Genomic DNA, 18,039 nt, shown 5'->3' on the forward strand with positions numbered 1-18,039 from the left:
ATCCCTTTCAGGATGATCCTTTTCCTCTCAAGGCCATTTCAGGACGGTTGTACCGTCCTGACGTGCTCTGTTTTTAGAATTCAACTCCGGCCTCAACCTGGAAATTTCGGCCAATGATTGCATCCCAGTAGCGGTTTGTACTGCCCTGGTACGGATACTGCGGCTTGGCGTCAAACACGTTGTTCATCACGAAGCTGACGTTGTAACGCTTGGCAAAAGTATAACCGATGGTCGTGTTGAACATGAAATACTGTTTCATGGTGTTGTTCGGATAGACACCATCAGCAACTTGCAACTTATATTTTGCCTTGCCGTAATACATCATTTGCCACTGCACAAACAACGGACCACGCAGGTAGTTGAAGTTAGCTGTAAAGTTATCACGCAGGTCAGAGCTGGTACCCAGATACTCATACTGGCTTGTCAGGATAGAACCGTTATGAATGAAGCCGTGTTTATAGTTCACGGTGGTCTGGATTGCCCCGTCATTTTCAGACAGACCCACAACTGTCAGCGGCATCATATAAGACAAATGCGCCTGCAAGCCACGATAATGCTCAGTCCCGATGTTGTAGAAGCCTTCCTGATAGCCCTGATTGATCTGGCCGCTCGCATCACGCGAGAAGGAACTGCAATACTGGTTGGGATAAGACGTGGAATCATAGCAAGCTGCCATGATGTCTTCGATACCCAGCTGCGCAATTTCGTCTTTAACACGAACATCATACAGATCCGCGCCCAGAGTCAGGCCACGCACCCAGCGGGGCTGGAAGGAAGCGCCGGCAGTAAACTGCTTAGACTGCTCGTTCTTCAGATGGTGGTTACCACCAGACAGCCCCTGCACTGTAAATTTATTGATGTTGGACTGGAAGCCCGCAGGCACACCCGCTTTCTGGCAGTTCATACGACGCGCAACAGGGTTTGGCCCGGAATTGATAGCTGTCGCGTCACACGGATCGGTCCCGGTATCGAACACGGTGGAGTTCGGCATATAGAGTTCCGTAATGGACGGAGCTCGGAACGACGTTGTGTAGTTACCGTGAAAGACAATATCACGCACCGGCGCATAGGAACCACCACCGGAATACGCCCAGAAGCCACCGTTTGCACTGTTGTTGACATAACGACCGGAGCCGGTTGCCGTCAGCGCATACACACCCGGAATGTTCATCTGGGGTGAAACCAGCGGGATCATCGTTTCACCATACGCTTCGTTGGTATGGTAAGAGCCGCCAACTCCCATGACAGGCACGGTGTTCCCGTACTGCTGGTAGCTACCGTCAGACATCAGCTGACCGCGGTAGAAGTTGCCTGGGTTGAAGTCCATACCTTCAAAACGGTGTTCGTACCCGATGTCATACGTCCAGTCTCCGGCTGGGAGTTTTACAACCGTGCTTCGCACGTCTGCATTGAAGTCCCACTGCTGGTTGATGGATTTGGTGCGTGCGTCCGTCTGGATATAGTCTGAAGCTGCTTTACTGGCCTGATTAACGCCTAGCGGATTCAACGGTGAACATGTGGAGTTCAGAGACGGATAAGCTGCATTAGTATAACCGGAGGCGCAGACAATATTGCCGGAACTGTCCTGCACCGCATTCAGCGCATTGATGTAGTTTTGCGTCAGGATTTCACGCTGCGTAGTGGAAGAGCGATACTGACCGTATTCTGCGCTGCCTTTCCACTCGAATTTGCGACCGGCAAAGTGAAAATCACCCTGAAGTCCACCAACGAACCGAAACAGGTTTGTATCGGTGGTGTATTTTCCGGTGTAGTAATCGGTGTTGGCGCGGGAAAGATAGAACTGATCTGTCGGCAGACCGGCTGCCTGCAGGTTGTTGATAATGGTTGTTCGCTCAGCAGACGTCAGATACGGGTTATTGGTGCTGATCGGCAACGCGCCATTACCCTGCGTCACGTCCGTCATCGCGTCATCAAACATCTGCGTGTTGTAGTACGGCTGAGCAGCCATGTTGGACACGGAAGAACGCACGTACCAGCCCTCGAACGACGCACGGAGATGCTCCGTAATATCGTAATGGCCAAGCAGTGTGAGGTTTAGTCTCTGCTGGTTGGTTATAAGGTTATTATAGTTGCTGATCGGGAAACCATTATTCTGGGCTTTTGTGCCGGTCGCTGTCAGACCGTCACCCGTCAGCTTACCGTAGCTGAGCGGCACCAGAGATTTGCCATCCTGACTAAAGACCAGTGGCTGACCAGCAGAGTTTGTAATAGCGGTGCCAATGTCCTGACCTTTATAGTTCGGCAGGTCATAATATGCGCCGGACATGGAGGGCACACCCGCCGTGGTGAACGGAAGATAGTAGCGGCCACCACGAGCCAGATCATACCCGGTGCCAGCAGTGTTGCGCACATACTGCATACGGCCATCACCAGCGCCGACCCAGTTGGCACGATCTGCGTTGGTCATACCGAAAGTCTGGTTATATTCGGTATCAAAAACGATGCTGCCGCGATCATGGTCGAAGTGACGTCCAACCTTACCTGCCAGGCGATAGTTGATGGCGTCCTGACGCTGACTGAAGCCAGTCTGGCCATCCAGCTTTACGCCCTGATAATCATCATCAAGCGTGAAGTTCTGCACACCTGCAATGGCGTCAGACCCGTAGACCGGTCCCCCCGAGCCAACAACCGTTTCCACTTTCTTAATCAGAAGGCTGGGGATGTTCCCGATATCGACCGGAGAGCCCTGCACGGCGCCGAACAAAGAGGCCGTTGCTGATGAGACAAAACGACGCCCATTAACCAGCGTCAGGGTCCGCTGAGAGCCAAGATCAAGCAGATCACCATAAGTCTGGCCAGCGCCATAATAGCCGTTCTGTGCACCGAGCGGGCTGTTATCAGGCACACTATAGTTCGGATTTTCACGCATCAGAGCGAGGCCCAGGTTGGTATAGCCTCGGGCCTGAATCTGGTCCGCGCCCAGATCCATGGTTGCCATAGTGTTGGTCAGACGATTCTGCAGAAGGCGAGAGCCTGTAACCGTAACGTTCTCAGTATTGGATTCCGTACCCGCGCTTACATTTTCAGCCTGCTTTAGAACCTTAGAAGACACAGACTGCTGGTCAGACGTGGCTGCTTTGGTCTGTACAGCCGGAATGGTCGTTGCTGTAGGCGTCGCCTGCGCCACGACTGTGCCCGGCGTTGTGGTTTTGGCAGCAACTGATTTGGAATGAGCTTTTTTAGCCTTCCCCGCTTTACCAGATACTCCAGATGCAACTCCGGCTGTGGTCTGAGCTTCTGCAGTATCGCTTAATACAGGAATACTAACAGTAAGAACCGGCAAAACATACAGCAGGGAAAAGGACAGGGAACCGCGCCCCTTTTTGCTCTGCCCGTGTTTTGTAAATCTGCGATGTCTCTGCACCATCAAATTCGTTCCTGAGGTGTAAGGTGTGAAATGTTTTTTAAACTCGCAATTCCTTAAAACCCGACTTTCTCCCTGCTCGGGAAGCCCCAAAATGGGATTGGGTAATATTTTGCACCAGAAATGATACATTTTCGACACACTTCTCCCTTTTGTATGCATGAAAGGAGCGTTAGATATGCACTTAGGTCATGAGTTGCGCTTTTTTGACACACATTCTGGGTAAAATTCTGCGTCTGCAATCTTCCCAACCCTGTGGAAGATCAACGGCTCCACACAGAAAATAGTCCTGATTCTGTACAAACCGGGACCTGCGAGCCTTGTGCTGAGAATCGGCTCAGACCCCGCCTGAGTCGTGCGGTGAGAGCATCCCGGCAAGAATCTAAACGCAACACTCATCGCCTTCAGAGCGCAAAAAAGCACCTCGTTCCCGCACAACCGGACGCAGCAAGAACCAGTGCAAAGCCACGCGAGCCGTTGGGCAGGACACGCCAGATTGTTTGCTCTGGAACACCTGCGGGTGAGTCTTTGAGAAGAAAATAAGAAATCGTCGTTTGAAAATAGCAATCGCTTTAAAAATTAGACGATTTCTTTATAATATCTCACAGTATTCACAATGTTTTCGAATATTGTTATACAGTGACCACATTATGATTTTTATAAGGATTATCGGTTTGCGTTCTCTTTTTTCTGTGAGCAGCCTTGCCCTGACTGGTCTGCTTCTGTGTGGATGCGCAACGGAATCCTCGCGCACGCTGCCTGTGCCTCCTGTGGCATCCGCCCAGACACCTTATAACGGGCCGCGTGTGGCGATTGCGGCAGGCAAGTTTGCCAACCGCTCCAATTACATGAACGGTATTTTTTCAGACGGGATTGACCGTCTGGGCAATCAGGCCCGCACCATCCTGCTGACACGCCTGCAACAGAGCGGCCGCTTTAACGTCATGGACCGCGATAATCTGACGGAAGGCCGGCAGGAAGCTGCGTTCCTCAAGCAGGGCCAGAACATTCAGGGTGCCAATTATCTGATTACAGGTGACGTCACGGCGTTTGGCCGCAAGGAAGTGGGTGACCAGCAGCTCTTTGGCATTGCAGGTCGTGGCCACAAACAGATTGCCTACGCCAAAGTCAGCCTCCAGATCGTCAACCCGCTGACCTCGCAGATTGTTACCTCAAGTGAAGGCGCTGCGGAATATGCTTTGTCTGACCGAGAAATTATCGGTTTTGGCAGCACCGCCAGCTATGATTCCACGCTGAATGGCAAGGTGCTGGACCTCGCCGTGCAGGATGCCGTGAATCACCTCGCACAGCAGGTGGATGCCGGTCAGATCCGGTAAAGCGTTCTGACCTGTCACCGTTAAAAATTCGTCTCTGAATACTGGATTTGATCGCTTATGGCTTTGTCCAAAAAAGCACTGGCGGGCCTCGGCCTGCTGGGCTGTCTGGCTGCATGTTCCAATGGGGGCAAAACCCCGCCCCTTTATAGCTGGCAGGATTTCCCCACCCAGCAATATCTGTATCTGAAAGGGCAAACCGACCCGCAGGCCCAGATTATTGTTCTGGAAAAGGACGTGCAGAAAGCACAGGCCAGGGGGCTGGCGCTGCCGCCGGGCTTCCACGCGCATCTGGGCATGCTCTACGCCACCACAGGCAGGACAGATCTGGCCCAGCAGGAATTCAGTCAGGAAAAAACGCTGTTTCCTGAATCCACAACCTACATGGATTTTCTGCTGAATAACCTTGGCCAGAAAGCGCAGCCGTCCTCATGAAGCTCTCTCACCTTGGCCGCCTGTGCCTCTGCGCCGCCCTGCCGCTGATGGCGACGGCCTGCACCACCCCCGCCAAAGCGCCGGACTACACTGCCTTTCGCTCTGCCAAGCCGCGCTCTATCCTGATCCTGCCACCGGTCAACCACACACCCGACGTGAACGCCTCCAATGGTCTGATTGCACAGATGACGCACCCACTGGCTGAAGGCGGCTATTATGTGGTGCCGGTGGCCGTGGAAATTGAAACTTTCCGCCAGAACGGGCTGGATACGCCGGATGACATCATGCAGGCCCCGGCAGCCAAATTGCAGTCCGTCTTTGGGGCAGATGCCGCGCTGTACACCACCATTACGGCCTATGGGTCTGTCTATCAGGTTCTCAGCAGCAATACGGTTGTCACGGCCACGTCCAAATTGGTGGATCTAAAAACCGGCAGCGTTCTGTGGAGCGGTTCCGGCACAGCCAATAGTGGAGATGTGGGAGACCCGCAGGTGGCAGCTGGGGGGATTATCGGCCTGCTCGTCACCGCTGCCGTGAAACAGGCTGTGCATAATCTGACAGACCAGAGCTTTGATGTGGCCCATGTGGCGGCAGAACGTCTGCTGCGGGTGGGGCCCCCAGATGGGCTGCTCTATGGCCCGCGGTCCGTAAAATACGGCACGGACTGAGTTCGCCTCAACGGCGGCCAGCACACGCTCTGCGCACAGACACAAAAAAACCGGGAGAGCCATCAGGCCATCCCGGTTTTTTTAACTCTCAGGACTGATGAAAATCAGATCCCGGCAACCGGCTTGAGTACATGCACAGCAGGCGGGGCAGCCAGATGGTCCTTCACGCTGGCAATCAGCACTTTGAAGTGCGGGGTTTCCATATGCTCGTTCAGAGTCTGGCGGCTGGTCCAGCGCTCCACAAACACAAAGGTCTGTGCATCGTCCTGATCCTGCTGCGGCACATAGGAAATGTTGCCCTCTTCCTTCAGCGTGGGGGCTACGCAGGCTGCCATGGCATCCGCCACGATCTGCTCTGAACCCGGTTTAGCTTTCAAAAAAGCGACAACTGTAATTTCTTCACTCACGTCGTTTATCTTCCACTCAGATCATTTTTAAAACAGGGCCAGACGGTTCAGGGACCACACGCCCCTGCCCGTCTTACCAGGAGTTTTGCGAGCCGCCGCCGCCGGAATCCCCTCCGCCGCCGCTAAAGCCGCCGCCTCCGCCCGAGGACCCGCCACCCCGGCCACCGCCACGACTTTGCAGAATGGCGGAGAGGATGTTGAGACCAAGGTTGAGGAAGAAGCTCATCTTAGCACTCCGCTCGGCCTGCACTTCCGGCGGCACATAGCCCCCCGGATACAGCGCGGCGCGGCGGCGAGACCGGCGGATCAGCCAGATCGGCAGCACGACAAACAGCAGGCCCAGCACAACCAGACCAATCAGCGCTTCCATAGCGTCTGTCTGGGAATCCGGCTGTTTGGCAGAAGCGCCCCCACCAATATCAGCAGGGTCCGCATGCGTCAGTTCAGAGGCCAGCGCATCCACAATACCGTTGATGGCCTGTGCGTAATGGCCTGCCTGCAGGTCGGGTTTGGCGGCTTGCAGGATGTCATTGGTTTGCAGGTCGGTCAGCACACCTTCCAGCCCGTAGCCTACCTCAATGCGGGACTGACGGTCCGGGATGTCCAGCACAACCAGCAGGCCGTTATCGACACCCTTTTTACCAATGCCGGTCTTGTGGAAAGCCTCGTTGGCATAGAGGCTGATATCCTCCACATGGCCGGGCAGAGAGACCAGAATCTGCGGGTTGCCCGGTACAGTCTGGGAGAGCTGATAGAGCTTGTGGGACAGAGCCGCGTTCTCATCGGCTGAGAGAACATTTTGCGGGTCCGTCACCCACTGCCGCAGCAGCACGCCATCATCCGCCCATGCCGGGGCAGCAAGACCTGCGCCCAGCCCGCACAACACCAGCCCCAGAAGTGAGGCCAGACCAAATGCACGGGCGCGGGCAACACGCGGCAGCGCCTGCCCCGCCAGCCAGCGGAACAGGAGCAGGCCAGAGCAGGCAGCCGCCATACGCGCCAGAAAACCAGCCTGCATCACCGGCTGCAAAGCGCGGAACGTCGTGGGGTCATCCTGCCGCATGGTGTTATGCCTCAACGCGCTGGTTTTAGTGTTTGGAGAAATCAACAACCGGCGGCGTCTGGGCTTCCGGGGAAGCCTGATAATAGACGCGGGCATGGTAGCCCATAATGCCGGCCACCAGATTACCGGGGAAGTGCATGACCGTCTGGTTATAAGACAGAATGGCCTGCTGGAGACGCTGGCGCGCTACGGTAATGCGGTTCTGGGAGCCTTCCAGCTGCACCATCAGGCGGGAGAAATCCTGATTGGCCTGAAGCTGCGGGGACTGTTCCACAACAGCGTTAATGGCGCTGATTTCCTTGGCGTTGCGGGTCTGGGCTTCCAGAATTTTCTGCTGGAGCGTGGCGTTGTCCACCGTGCGGGGGTCAATGCGGTTCAGCGGGGTTTCACCAGAGCGGGCGGCTGCGTAGTCGGTCAGCGTGTCATGCTCATGGGTGGCATAACCCTTCACGGTGTTGACCAGATTGGGGATGAGGTCAGACTGGCGCTGCACTTCATTCTGCAACTGGCCGGTTTGTTCCTGCACGTTCTGGTCTGCCGCCATGAAGCGGTTATAGCTGGACCCGAAAATAAACAGCAGGCCAACAATCAGAATCGCGGGGATGAGAAGCTTCTTCATCTAGGTATCCTTAGTAAACGCATCAAAACAGATCCGTTTCAGGGGACGCAAACCACCCCTCACGGTTCCGTGTGTTGCTTCTCTTTACGCGAAAACACTCCCGGAATGCGAAATATTTCCTTCTCTATAAAAAGAGAGCGCAAAAACCGCCTTACATCTTGGAGGGAGGGGCTGCGCCCTTTATAACTCCCGCCATGATTATCATTACCGGTGGCGCCGGTTTCATTGGCTCATGCCTTCAGGCTTCCCTCGCCCGACGCGGGGAGGAAACCGTCGTGGTGGACTGGCTGGGGTCTGACCTCAAATGGCGGAATCTGGCAGCCCATGCTCCGTCTCGCGTTGTGGCACCCGAAGAGCTTGAGGCTTTTCTGGCCACAAACCCCAAAGTGGACGCCGTGTTCCACATGGGTGCCATCAGTGAGACCACCGCACGGGATGCCGACCTTGTGTGGCGGACCAACGTGGCGCTGCCCCAGACGCTGTGGGACTGGTGCGCCCGCACGGACACACGCTTTATCTATGCGTCCTCCGCCGCCACCTATGGCGCTGCCGACAAGCCGGAGCTGTTCTCTGATGATCCGGCCAAGCTCGACCAGCTCACCCCGCTCAATCTGTATGGCTGGTCCAAACACACTTTTGATCAGCATGTGATGGCCGGGCTGAAAAAGCACGCACCGCAGCCCCCGCAATGGGCCGGGCTGAAGTTCTTCAACGTCTATGGCCCGAACGAATACCACAAGGGCAAGATGATCTCTGTGGTGAAGGTGAAGTATGACGAGGTGAAAGCCGGCAACCCGGCCCGCCTCTTCCGCTCAGACCGCCCGGACATTGCCGACGGCCAGCAGATGCGTGACTTCATCTGGGTGGGTGACGTCGTGAATGTCATGCTGTGGCTGTATGACACCCCCTCCGTCTCCGGCCTGTTCAACTGCGGCAGTGGCGTCGCCCGGTCCTATCTGGATCTGGCGCATGCCGTGTGTGACGCCGCCGGGTGCGAACGGCGCGTAGACTTTATCGACATGCCGGAAAGCCTGCGCGGGCAGTATCAGTCCTACACGCAGGCAGACCTCACCCGCTTGCGGGCGGCTGGCTACACCGGCACGTTTACCACGCTTGAAGACGGTATCCGCCAGTATGTGCAAGGCTACCTTGCCACGGGCAACCCGTATCTCTGATCCCCTCTGTCCGGACATCCTGACGCATGCTGCCAGTTCTTCTCTTTCCGCAATTTGACCCGGTGCTGGTGCATCTGGGGCCACTGACGATCCGGTGGTATGCGCTGTCCTACATTATCGGCATTGTGCTGGGGATTTCCCTGCTGCGCCGGCTGGTGCGCCTGACCCCGCGCGCGGCCACGACCGATCAGGCCGATGATTTTCTGGGCTGGGTCACGCTGGGTGTCCTGCTGGGCGGTCGGCTGGGCTATGTGCTGTTCTATCAGCCGGGCTATTACCTCACCCATCCGCTGTCCATTGTGCAGGTCTGGAAAGGGGGCATGTCCTTCCATGGCGGGGCGCTGGGCGTCATTATCGCCATGGCGCTGTTTGCCTGGCGCTACAAAATCAACTTTCTGGCGTTTGCAGACCGCGTGACTGTGGCCGTGCCTGTGGGCCTGGGGCTTGGACGCATTGCCAACTTTATCAACGGGGAACTGTGGGGGCGGGAAGCACCCACCACTCTGCCCTGGGCGATGATTTTCCCCGATGCCGGGCCGATCCCGCGCCATCCGTCCGAACTGTATGAAGCCCTGACGGAAGGGCTGCTGCTGTTCCTCGTCATGTTTATAGCCTCCCGCAAGCAGAGCGTGCGTGAGCGCCCGGGTTTTCTGGCCGGGCTGTTTCTGGCGGGCTATGCCTGCGCGCGCAGCTTTTGCGAGTTCTTCCGGGAACCGGATGCGTTTCTGGGCTTCCTGCCCGGAGGGGTCACCATGGGTCAGGTTCTGTGCGTGCCCATGCTGCTGGCCGGTGTGGCGCTGATGGTGCATGCCCGCCGCAACCCGGTTTACGCCGGTCTGCCCGAACCCGCCTCTGACACCACGCAGGGCCCCAAGGCCTGACGAGGCGCAGCGCTATGCCCGCGCATTCTCCTGCTCCCGACGGGCTGCCGCCACAACGGTCTGCGTCGGGACCTGAGCAGCAGCCAGAACGGCTGGATGCCTTCATGGCGCGGGCCAATGCGCAGTATTACGCCACGCATCCTCTGCTGACTGATTTTATTACCGCACCGGAAATCTCGCAGGTCTTTGGGGAGCTTCTGGGCGCATGGGCTGCCACCGTGTGGCTCAGCATGGGCCAGCCCAAGCGAGTCATTCTCGCAGAGGCCGGACCGGGGCGCGGCACCCTGATGGCCGACATGCTCCGGCTAATTACCGCCCGCGTGCCCGCTTTTGCGCAGGCGCTTGAGGTGCATCTGGTGGAAACCTCACCGCTGATGCAGCAGGCGCAGGCCAAAGCCCTTGCACCTTTTGTAGCCCGCTTTCCGGGGATTGCTCCGGTCTGGCACACCACGCTGGACAGCCTGCCGGACGGGCCGTTGATTCTGGTGGCCAATGAGTTTCTGGATGCGCTGCCCATCCGCCAGTTTCTGCACACTGCCGAGGGCTGGCAGGAGCATTACGTGCAAAACGGCGCATTCTGCTGTGTGCCCTGCCCCGCTCCCAGCCTGCCGGATGGCCGGACGCTGGACCCGGAGTACGTGGTGGAAGTATGTGAGCCGGCACTTGAGGTTGCCCGCCTGCTCGGCAACCGTTTTGCACGCTCACCCGGTGCCGCGCTTTTTCTGGATTACGGCCACACTTCCAGCAGGACCGGAGACTCTCTGCAAGCCCTGCGCCATGCCCGCCCCGCCAAACCGCTGGAAGCCGCTGGCGAGGCCGACCTGACAGCCCATGTGGACTTTACCGCTTTTGCCGCTGCGGCGCAGCAGGCCGGAGCAACGGTCCGGGGGGCTGTCACACAAGGGACGTTTTTACGTGCTTTAGGGCTGATGGAACGCACAGAACAGCTCGCCGCCCATGCCAGCCCGCAGGATGCGGCTGACCTGCGTAGCGGCGCACACAGACTGGCCGCACCGGAAAAGATGGGGCATCTTTTCCGGGTTATGGCCCTCACCTCCCCCTCACTCCCCATGCCCCCCGGCTTTATGAAAGGACCGGCTGAATGACATCCGGCCAGACCGCTCCCACACGTCCATCCCCCCTGACCAGCCCGCTGCTGGCCCCGGCCCGGCATGGCTTTTTTACGCGGGAAGGCGGCGTGTCGACCGGCCCGTATGCCAGCCTGAACTGCTCCACCCGTGCCGGGGATGACCCGGCCAATCTGGCTGAAAACCGCCGCCGCGTGGCCGAGTGCATGGGCGTAGCCCCGGAGAAGCTGCTGGGTGTCACGCAGATCCACTGCCCGCGCGTGATTACGGTGGAAACCCCATGGGCACCGGGGCAAGGCGAGCAGGCGGACGCTATGGTGACACGCCTGCCGGATGTAGCGCTGGGCGTGATTACCGCGGATTGTGCGCCGGTTCTGTTCGCCTCCAGGGACGGCCAAACCGTGGGTGCGGCCCATGCGGGATGGCGCGGGGCGCTGGCCGGGGTGCTGGAAACCACGCTGGAGGCCATGCAGGCACTGGGCGTGAAGCCCACCGATGTGCGCGCCGTGGTTGGCCCCTGCATTGCGCAGGAAAGCTATGAAACCGGTGAGGATATGCACGCCGCCATTACCTCAGCCGACCCTCAGGCCGCTCGCTTTTTTACCCCCGGCAAGCCCGGCCATTATCAGTTTGATCTGGCTGGCTGGTGCGTCTTCCGGCTGGAACGGGCAGGCGTTGGGCAGGTCGCCGCCCTTGGGGTGGACACGCGGTCGGACGAGAAACGGTTTTTCAGCCATCGGCGGCGTACGCTGGCCGGGGGCGGGCCGATCGGGCACCAGATTTCAGTGATTGCGACAGGAGTGCAGAACGGATGAGCGGTTTCTTCCGCCACACGGCCCTTCCTCTTTCGGGCCTGATCCTGCTGAGCGGCTGTATTGATATGCCGCGCCCCTTTGCCAACCCCGGCAAGGAAGCCACGCGACTGGCGGCCAATGCGCCTCCGTCCCGGCTGGATATCCCCGTCCCGACCGATAGCCAGCTTTCTCCCGATGCTGCAAAACTCTGGACCAAGGATGTGGCAGCGGAACTGCTGCAACAGACCATTCCGGCCATGGCCCAGCCCGTGCGCCCCGGTGACTGGTGGCTGAAGATGCGGGCCGACGTGCGGGGTGACCAGATTGTGCCGGTCTATATGGTCATGACGCCAAAGAACGAAATTCGCGCCACGCAGGAAGGTGAGCCGCTACAGGCCCAGCTCTGGGCGGCGGCAGACCCGGCCACACTCAGCCTTGCCGCACAGGATGCCGCCCCCAAGGTGGCCTCCGTGCTGACGGGCATTCAGGCCGATGACATGGAAAAAGACCCGCACAGCCTGAAGCATCGTGCTGCGCGCGTGTATTTTAAAGGTGTGACGGGGGCGCCGGGCGATGGCGATATCTCGCTCAGCCGCGCCTTTGCGGCATCCTTCCGCAACACGGCGGACACGCTCCAGAATGCGGCGGAAAACGCGGACTTCTCCGTTGCCACCACCGTCAAGCTGAGCCCCGGCCCCTCTGGCACCACGGGCCACCCGCAGCAGCATATTGAGATTGTCTGGCGCGTTGTGGACAAAAACGGCAAGGAAGCCGGGGCCGCCACGCAGCTGCATGATATTGAAGCACACTCACTGGACGGCTACTGGGGCGACATCGCCGTGGTTGCTGCGCAGGAAGCCGCAGGCGCTGTCCGCCAGATTATCGACCGCTATTCCGGCCGGGATAACGCGCCGCTGCCGCCGCCTGCCGCAGGAAGCAAAGACCAGAAAAAAGCAGGGAAAAACTGACACGCGCCGGATAGCATAAACAAATCGGCGCAAACTGCGGGGGTCTATCAGATGACAGGCCCCCGTTTTGCTATCGGTGTGTCTTACTGTGCGAGCCGGTCTTTGCGGACATAGACATCCGGGATACCGGGAAGCTGTCCGTACTGCGTCTGTAGAATTTCCACAGCACAGCCCATGAATTGCTCTGGCTTCCACAGCCCCCACACGGTCCAGTTATTAAAATAAATGACCGGCGGAAGATCTTTGGGAAGATCGACGCAGATATCACGCTCGTAGCCTTTGACAGGATGCTTTGCGTAATCCGCCTCCCACGGCAGATAATCATGATATTTTTTGATCGGGAGACGGTCGGCTTCAATATAGACATTCGGATTATACGGAAGCACCAGAATACGCTCATCCGGATGGGCATAGTCTCGGATTTTCTGATCAATCAGATCATTGCTGGCCATAAACGGATGGAAGCCTGAGCGTTTGCGCTGCACGTAATCCTCCCCAAAGGGAGAGGACACCGCATGCACCCCGACCAGAAGAGAACAGCCCACCAGAACCGCGGCACAAGAACTGAGCCTGAACCGTGTTTCATCCAGCCAGACGGGCAGCATTTGTGAAACCAGCCCCAAAGCTGCGACGACAAAAGCGCCATCATGAAACGTCGTGCCGCCACGGGCATCCAGAGAAAAAATACCGGCAATGGCAATCAACGCGGCCAGTTTGTAGCGGGTTTTAACAACAAGAATGAGGCTGCCAATCAGCAGCGTCAGGACCGCGAGGGTTTGCACCAGATTTTCTGGCAGCACAGACGGACGAAGGCTTTTGAGAACTGCGCCAAAACTAAACGGAATATAGTGCGCATAGTAAAACTGGTTGTTGATGAAATGGTAAACCACAAAGCCTTTCAGGTCTGCGTAAACCAGCATCCACACAAGGAAAATGGCGAAGGCCCCAAACGCTCCGGCAAGGCCGTAAACTGCGTCCGTCTTGCTCAGCTTTGAAGAGCGCCGGCACAAGACAACAAGAAGGCAGAGGGTGAACAGGAAGGTCACTGGCAGGAAGGAATAGGCAACAAAAGGCAGTAGAGCCAGCGCAGCCCCACCCCCTACAGCGCCCCATTTTTTAACAGGGAGGTCCAGAAGTGCCGGCACAACCAGCAGGGAGCCAGCCAGAACCGTCAGATCCCCGCCAAAAATCCAGTACCCATTCATGTTCAGGGCCTGAATAATCCAGACAGGTGCCAGCAAACCAAGAAAGAGGGCCGGGGAAAGCAGGCGCTCCCGCCATGACGCGGCGTTACTGGCATAATACAAACCAAATGCAGCCAGTAGCGTGATGAAAACAGCGTTCAGGCGGAACAGAAAGGCATATTTATAGCCAACAACTTTCCCTAAAAGCCATGTTGCGAAGAAAACAAGGGGGCCGTGGGCGTCAATATAGTCTCTGTAAAGGATATCACCCTTTTCAATAGCCCAGCCGCCAATATCATGCCCGGATTCATCCCCAAAGGAATGATAACCAAAGCCATAATAAACCTGCACCAGAAATATTGAAAAAGAAATGAGTGCGAATAATATTATTCTATTTCTTCCTGATAGCAGAGATTGAATTTCTCCACCCCAAAAACCCATTTTTTTATTGATCATAATCGCAAGAGAGCCCCTACACACATACGCCTCAGGGCCATGTCCATACATGGTCTCAATACGAAAAGCTTTTCTTTTTTCCGGGAAAACAGGGGCTTTTGAGCCAAAAAAAGACCAGTCTCAAACCCCGAAGGTTCAAGACTGGTCTTTTCTATAGCCTGCTTAAAAGAGGTGCTCGCCTGAAATCAGGACCGTGAAGAGTCCGGAGAAACCAGCACACATCCGCTCAGGCGGCGGCAGGCGGCTACGGCATCAGTGTGAGACAGGTTGGTCAGGCGGGCACGGTAGAGGCGGCCTTTTTTGACCTGCACGGCAGCGACCTGAGCCTTGGCACCAGACAGCGTGGCCTGATTACGCGCCTGCCCTGTGGCCTGCTGCGCCATGGAAGCCGTATTGAACGCCCCCACCTGAATGGCCCAGTTCCGTGGCTCCTGCGCACGGGCCTTCTTGCTCAGCAGCGGCGCCGGTTCTGCCATAGCCGGAGAGACCAGATGGAAGGACCGGCTGCGGCTAGGTGTGGCGGCAGGTGTGACAGCGGCAATGCGCAGCACATGGGGCTGAGCCGGAGCAACCGTTGCGGGGGTTGCGGCGGCCTGCGCTTCGTCCGCAGCATCCTCAACCGGTTCAGACGCATCAACCGCCTGCGCCACCTGCACGGGTGCCTCAGACGTGCCGCTATTTGCAGAACCAGAGCTTGCAAGACGCTGCGCCCAGACGGAGCTGACATCATTGCGCGTGGACGCCGGCGTTGTGGCGCGAGAGACCGGATGCCAGTCCGCACCGTAGGACGGAGCATCGGACCCGCTGCTGTCGGTTGCGGCTTCCGCCACCTGCACAGGCTGGCTGTCCGTCGGCAGGCCAGACTGCCTGCGCTGCCATGCCGTGCGGACGGAGCTTGTTGCCGTATTGGACTGCACCGGCTGATACGCCAGAGCCATGCTGTCATGGCTGGCCACCAGCATATCCGCCTGAGAACGGTTGACCGGCCAGATGCCCACAATCCGGCGGCCAATGGAGGCCACATAATTCCGGGTTTCACGCGGCAGGGTGCGGTTGCGCGTCAGGAAGTCCTCAAGCCGTCCGGGGCCAGCGTTATACGCCGCCAGAAAGCCGGGGGAGCCATACACATCATACATCTGACGGATATAGGCCGTGCCCGCCATGATGTTGTCATGCGGGTCAAACGCATCATCACCCAGATTGTAAGCGTAGCGCAGGGCATCGTACGTCGGCGGCATCAGCTGCATCAGGCCCATTGCACCGGGCGCCGAGGTGACAAACTGACCATTATGGAACAGGCGGCCACCGGATTCCTGCTGCATGACGGCACGAACCCATTCTTCCGGCACGTCAAACTTTTTGGAAGCTTCCTGAATATACGGTCCCCACGGATCTTCCGGCGGGCCGGGCGGGGCATAGTAAGAGCGGGCGTGGGCGCGATACTGCTCGGCTTCTTCCGCCACCGGCATGGAGGGTGAGCCACCGGTACCCGGCTGCCCCGCACAGGCCGCCAGCAGCGCCAGCAGGCCCAGAAGGGGAGACGTCCGCACAGCACGACGCAGAGCCTTGCGCCGCTGCGGGGCAAGGGACTGATAAAAACGGAAGGGGGGTCGTCTGGATGTCATGGATTATATCCGCCCTGCCCACGCGAGGAGGCACCACGGGCCAGCCCGGGATTCTCCTGAGAGTATATGGAAAGAATCTTCTCTAAGTCTCTATAACGCCAGCCTGCCTCATGCAACAGATCATCCCGGCTTCCGCCGCACTTCCGCCCGACTTTTCGGGCAGGGTTCCGGTTCTGCAGGATGGCGCAGGAGTTGCGGGCCGCTGCGTGATCGGATAGGCGAGAGAGCATGATGGTCAGTTCCGGTTCCCCCGAACATACGGGCTTTAAAGCCCCTGCCCCGCTGGATGCGGCACCGCGCACACGCTCACGCGTGATGATGGCCTGCAAGGATATTGCAGATGGCTTCCGGCTGTGGCGTCTGGCGGCAACATTGGGGTGGCTGGATATCCGGCTGCAATTCAGCGGGTCCACACTGGGGCCGTTCTGGCTGACGCTGACGACGGCAATCATGATCGGCTCCATGGGGTTGATCTATTCCCAGCTGTTTCATCTTGTTCTGAAAGATTACCTGCCCTACCTCTCAATTTCGATAATTCTATGGCAGACAGGCTTGTCCGCCCTGATTCTTGAGAGTTGTTCGACCTTTACCCGCGCCACGGAAACGCTGCGCTCGGTCAACATGCCGTATACAGTGCAGGCCCTGCGGACCATGATGCGCTGCGGAATTGTCTTTAGTTACAATCTGGTGGTGCCGGTCGTCGTCTTTCTGATTTTTGGCATCTCCCCCGGACCTGATGTGGTGCTGGCCCTGCCTGCCCTGCTGCTCTGGCTGGTGGATAGTGTGGCGCTGTGCCTGCTGCTGGGCTGCGCGTGTGCGCGCTTCCGCGATATTCCGCCCATTGTGGGCAGCGTCATGCAGATTATCTTCTACATCACGCCCATTATCTGGGAGCCCAAGCAGGTGGCCGCGCATGCCTGGCTGCTGTATTTCAACCCCTTCTATTCCCTGCTGGAAATTGTGCGCAGGCCGTTCCTCGGGCAGATCCCCTCCGCGACGTCCTGGCTGATTGCCGGGGCGACCAGCGTGGTCTTCTGCCTGCTCGCGCTGTTTGTGTTCTCCCGCTCCCGCAGCAAACTGGCGTTCTGGGTATGAGTGGCTCCGTTTTTGATGCCGGGCGCGTAGCCCCCGGCACGTCCTCCATCAGCATTCGAGACCTCTCGCTCGACTTCCCGATTTTTCATGGGGGCGCACGCTCGCTCAAGAAGCTGCTGTTCAAACGCGGCAAGGCGGCTCTCACCAGTTCCCGCAGCCTGCGCACCGGCGGTGAAGTGCGGATGGACCGGCCTGATGGCGGGCCGATTTATGTGCAGGCGCTGGACGATGTTTCCGTAGAAATCCGGACCGGAGAACGGGTTGGGCTGATTGGCCATAATGGCGCGGGCAAATCCACCCTGCTGCGCGTCATGGCGGGCATTTACATGCCGGACGCCCCCAATGTGGATATTCGCGGGCAGGTTGCGGCCCTGCTGGATGTGAATTCCGGCATGAACCCGGAACTGACGGGGCGTGAAAACATCACCCTGATGGGCCGCCACAAAGGGCTGAATACGGCACAGATCCGCCAGCTTGAGCAGGATGTGGAAGAGTTTGCCCAGCTAGATACCTTCCTCGACTTGCCGGTGCGGCTTTATTCCTCCGGCATGATTGTGCGTCTGGGCTTTGGACTGGCCACCGCCATAACCCCGCAGATTCTGCTGATGGACGAATGGTTCATGGCCGGGGATTTCCACTTCCGGGAGCGCGCGGAAAAGCGCCTGTCTTCCGTGGTGAACAACACGGATATTCTGGTCATTACCTCCCACGCGCTGGATGTGCTGGAAGAATGGTGCACCCGGCTGATCTGGATGGAAGGGGGGCAGATCCGCATGGATGGCCCGACTGCCGAGGTCATGGCAGCCTACCGCACGGACATGCAGGTGCCGGACGACAAGGCCTGAACAAACGGGGACAGACC

The 18,039-nt window shown here is 58.1% G+C and carries 16 protein-coding genes; 10 read left to right on the forward strand and 6 right to left on the reverse strand.

The window, feature by feature from the left end:
* Window positions 1–73 precede the first annotated feature (73 nt).
* The gene (locus HK23_RS06665) at window positions 74–3,388 is read right to left on the reverse strand and encodes a TonB-dependent receptor domain-containing protein (RefSeq protein ID WP_179193827.1); all 3,315 of its coding nucleotides are present in this window, start codon (window positions 3,386–3,388) and stop codon (window positions 74–76) included.
* A gap of 671 nt (window positions 3,389–4,059) precedes the next feature.
* Between HK23_RS06665 and HK23_RS06670 the strand changes: the two genes are divergently transcribed.
* From HK23_RS06670 to HK23_RS06680, 3 genes are read left to right on the forward strand one after another with little or no spacing between them, the layout of a single operon-like run.
* A complete protein-coding gene (locus HK23_RS06670) occupies window positions 4,060–4,722 on the forward strand; it encodes a CsgG/HfaB family protein (protein WP_179193828.1) in 663 nt (220 codons plus the stop codon).
* 57 nt (window positions 4,723–4,779) lie between these two features.
* Window positions 4,780–5,154 carry a DUF4810 domain-containing protein gene (locus tag HK23_RS06675; protein WP_086653368.1) on the forward strand — a complete coding sequence of 125 codons (375 nt, stop codon included), beginning with the start codon at window positions 4,780–4,782 and terminating at the stop codon, window positions 5,152–5,154.
* Window positions 5,151–5,822 (forward strand): DUF799 domain-containing protein, encoded by a 672-nt coding sequence (locus tag HK23_RS06680; protein ID WP_179193829.1) that lies wholly within the window; start codon window positions 5,151–5,153, stop codon window positions 5,820–5,822. The genes HK23_RS06675 and HK23_RS06680 overlap by 4 nt, the downstream gene beginning before the upstream one ends.
* Window positions 5,823–5,926: 104 nt before the next feature.
* Here HK23_RS06680 and HK23_RS06685 read toward each other — a convergent pair whose 3' ends face one another.
* The 3 genes from HK23_RS06685 to HK23_RS06695 all read right to left on the reverse strand — a co-directional run bounded on the left by HK23_RS06685 (window position 5,927) and on the right by HK23_RS06695 (window position 7,911).
* Window positions 5,927–6,229: a putative quinol monooxygenase gene (locus HK23_RS06685; protein WP_086653369.1), complete on the reverse strand. Its 303-nt coding sequence runs from the start codon at window positions 6,227–6,229 to the stop codon at window positions 5,927–5,929.
* A gap of 73 nt (window positions 6,230–6,302) precedes the next feature.
* Window positions 6,303–7,292, reverse strand: a complete 990-nt coding sequence (locus HK23_RS06690; protein ID WP_179193830.1) for a TPM domain-containing protein — start codon at window positions 7,290–7,292, stop codon at window positions 6,303–6,305.
* A gap of 25 nt (window positions 7,293–7,317) precedes the next feature.
* Complete coding sequence (locus HK23_RS06695; RefSeq protein WP_061491548.1) at window positions 7,318–7,911, reverse strand: LemA family protein; 594 nt, start codon at window positions 7,909–7,911, stop codon at window positions 7,318–7,320.
* 194 nt (window positions 7,912–8,105) lie between these two features.
* On the opposite strand from HK23_RS06695, the gene rfaD reads away from it, so the two are divergent.
* From rfaD to HK23_RS06720, 5 genes are read left to right on the forward strand one after another with little or no spacing between them, the layout of a single operon-like run.
* Window positions 8,106–9,086 carry an ADP-glyceromanno-heptose 6-epimerase gene (gene rfaD, locus HK23_RS06700; protein ID WP_086653371.1) on the forward strand — a complete coding sequence of 327 codons (981 nt, stop codon included), beginning with the start codon at window positions 8,106–8,108 and terminating at the stop codon, window positions 9,084–9,086.
* 26 nt (window positions 9,087–9,112) lie between these two features.
* Complete coding sequence (gene lgt, locus HK23_RS06705) at window positions 9,113–9,967, forward strand: prolipoprotein diacylglyceryl transferase (RefSeq protein ID WP_086653372.1); 855 nt, start codon at window positions 9,113–9,115, stop codon at window positions 9,965–9,967.
* 14 nt (window positions 9,968–9,981) lie between these two features.
* Window positions 9,982–11,073 (forward strand): class I SAM-dependent methyltransferase, encoded by a 1,092-nt coding sequence (locus HK23_RS06710; RefSeq protein WP_086653373.1) that lies wholly within the window; start codon window positions 9,982–9,984, stop codon window positions 11,071–11,073.
* Entirely contained in the window at window positions 11,070–11,870 is an 801-nt protein-coding gene (gene pgeF, locus HK23_RS06715; protein WP_086653374.1) for a peptidoglycan editing factor PgeF, read from the forward strand. The genes HK23_RS06710 and pgeF overlap by 4 nt, the downstream gene beginning before the upstream one ends.
* Window positions 11,867–12,817 carry a hypothetical protein gene (locus HK23_RS06720; RefSeq protein WP_063907012.1) on the forward strand — a complete coding sequence of 317 codons (951 nt, stop codon included), beginning with the start codon at window positions 11,867–11,869 and terminating at the stop codon, window positions 12,815–12,817. The genes pgeF and HK23_RS06720 overlap by 4 nt, the downstream gene beginning before the upstream one ends.
* 83 nt (window positions 12,818–12,900) lie before the next feature.
* On the opposite strand, the gene HK23_RS14750 is transcribed toward HK23_RS06720, so the two are convergent.
* Together HK23_RS14750 and HK23_RS06730 are read right to left on the reverse strand one after the other, a co-directional pair.
* On the reverse strand, window positions 12,901–14,352 hold the full coding sequence (locus tag HK23_RS14750; protein ID WP_256940098.1) for a hypothetical protein: 1,452 nt from the start codon (window positions 14,350–14,352) through the stop codon (window positions 12,901–12,903).
* Between the two features lie 290 nt (window positions 14,353–14,642).
* A complete protein-coding gene (locus HK23_RS06730; protein ID WP_086653375.1) occupies window positions 14,643–16,082 on the reverse strand; it encodes a transglycosylase SLT domain-containing protein in 1,440 nt (479 codons plus the stop codon).
* 228 nt (window positions 16,083–16,310) lie between these two features.
* Here HK23_RS06730 and HK23_RS06735 point away from each other — a divergent pair, with 228 nt between their 5' ends.
* Both HK23_RS06735 and HK23_RS06740 read left to right on the forward strand, forming a co-directional pair.
* Complete coding sequence (locus HK23_RS06735) at window positions 16,311–17,177, forward strand: ABC transporter permease (RefSeq protein ID WP_086653376.1); 867 nt, start codon at window positions 16,311–16,313, stop codon at window positions 17,175–17,177.
* On the forward strand, window positions 17,174–18,022 hold the full coding sequence (locus tag HK23_RS06740) for an ABC transporter ATP-binding protein (RefSeq protein WP_086653377.1): 849 nt from the start codon (window positions 17,174–17,176) through the stop codon (window positions 18,020–18,022). Before HK23_RS06735 ends, HK23_RS06740 begins: the two co-directional genes overlap by 4 nt.
* Window positions 18,023–18,039 lie beyond the last annotated feature (17 nt).

This window comes from Acetobacter malorum (assembly GCF_002153605.1).
GTDB classification, from domain to species: Bacteria; Pseudomonadota; Alphaproteobacteria; order Acetobacterales; family Acetobacteraceae; genus Acetobacter; species Acetobacter malorum_A.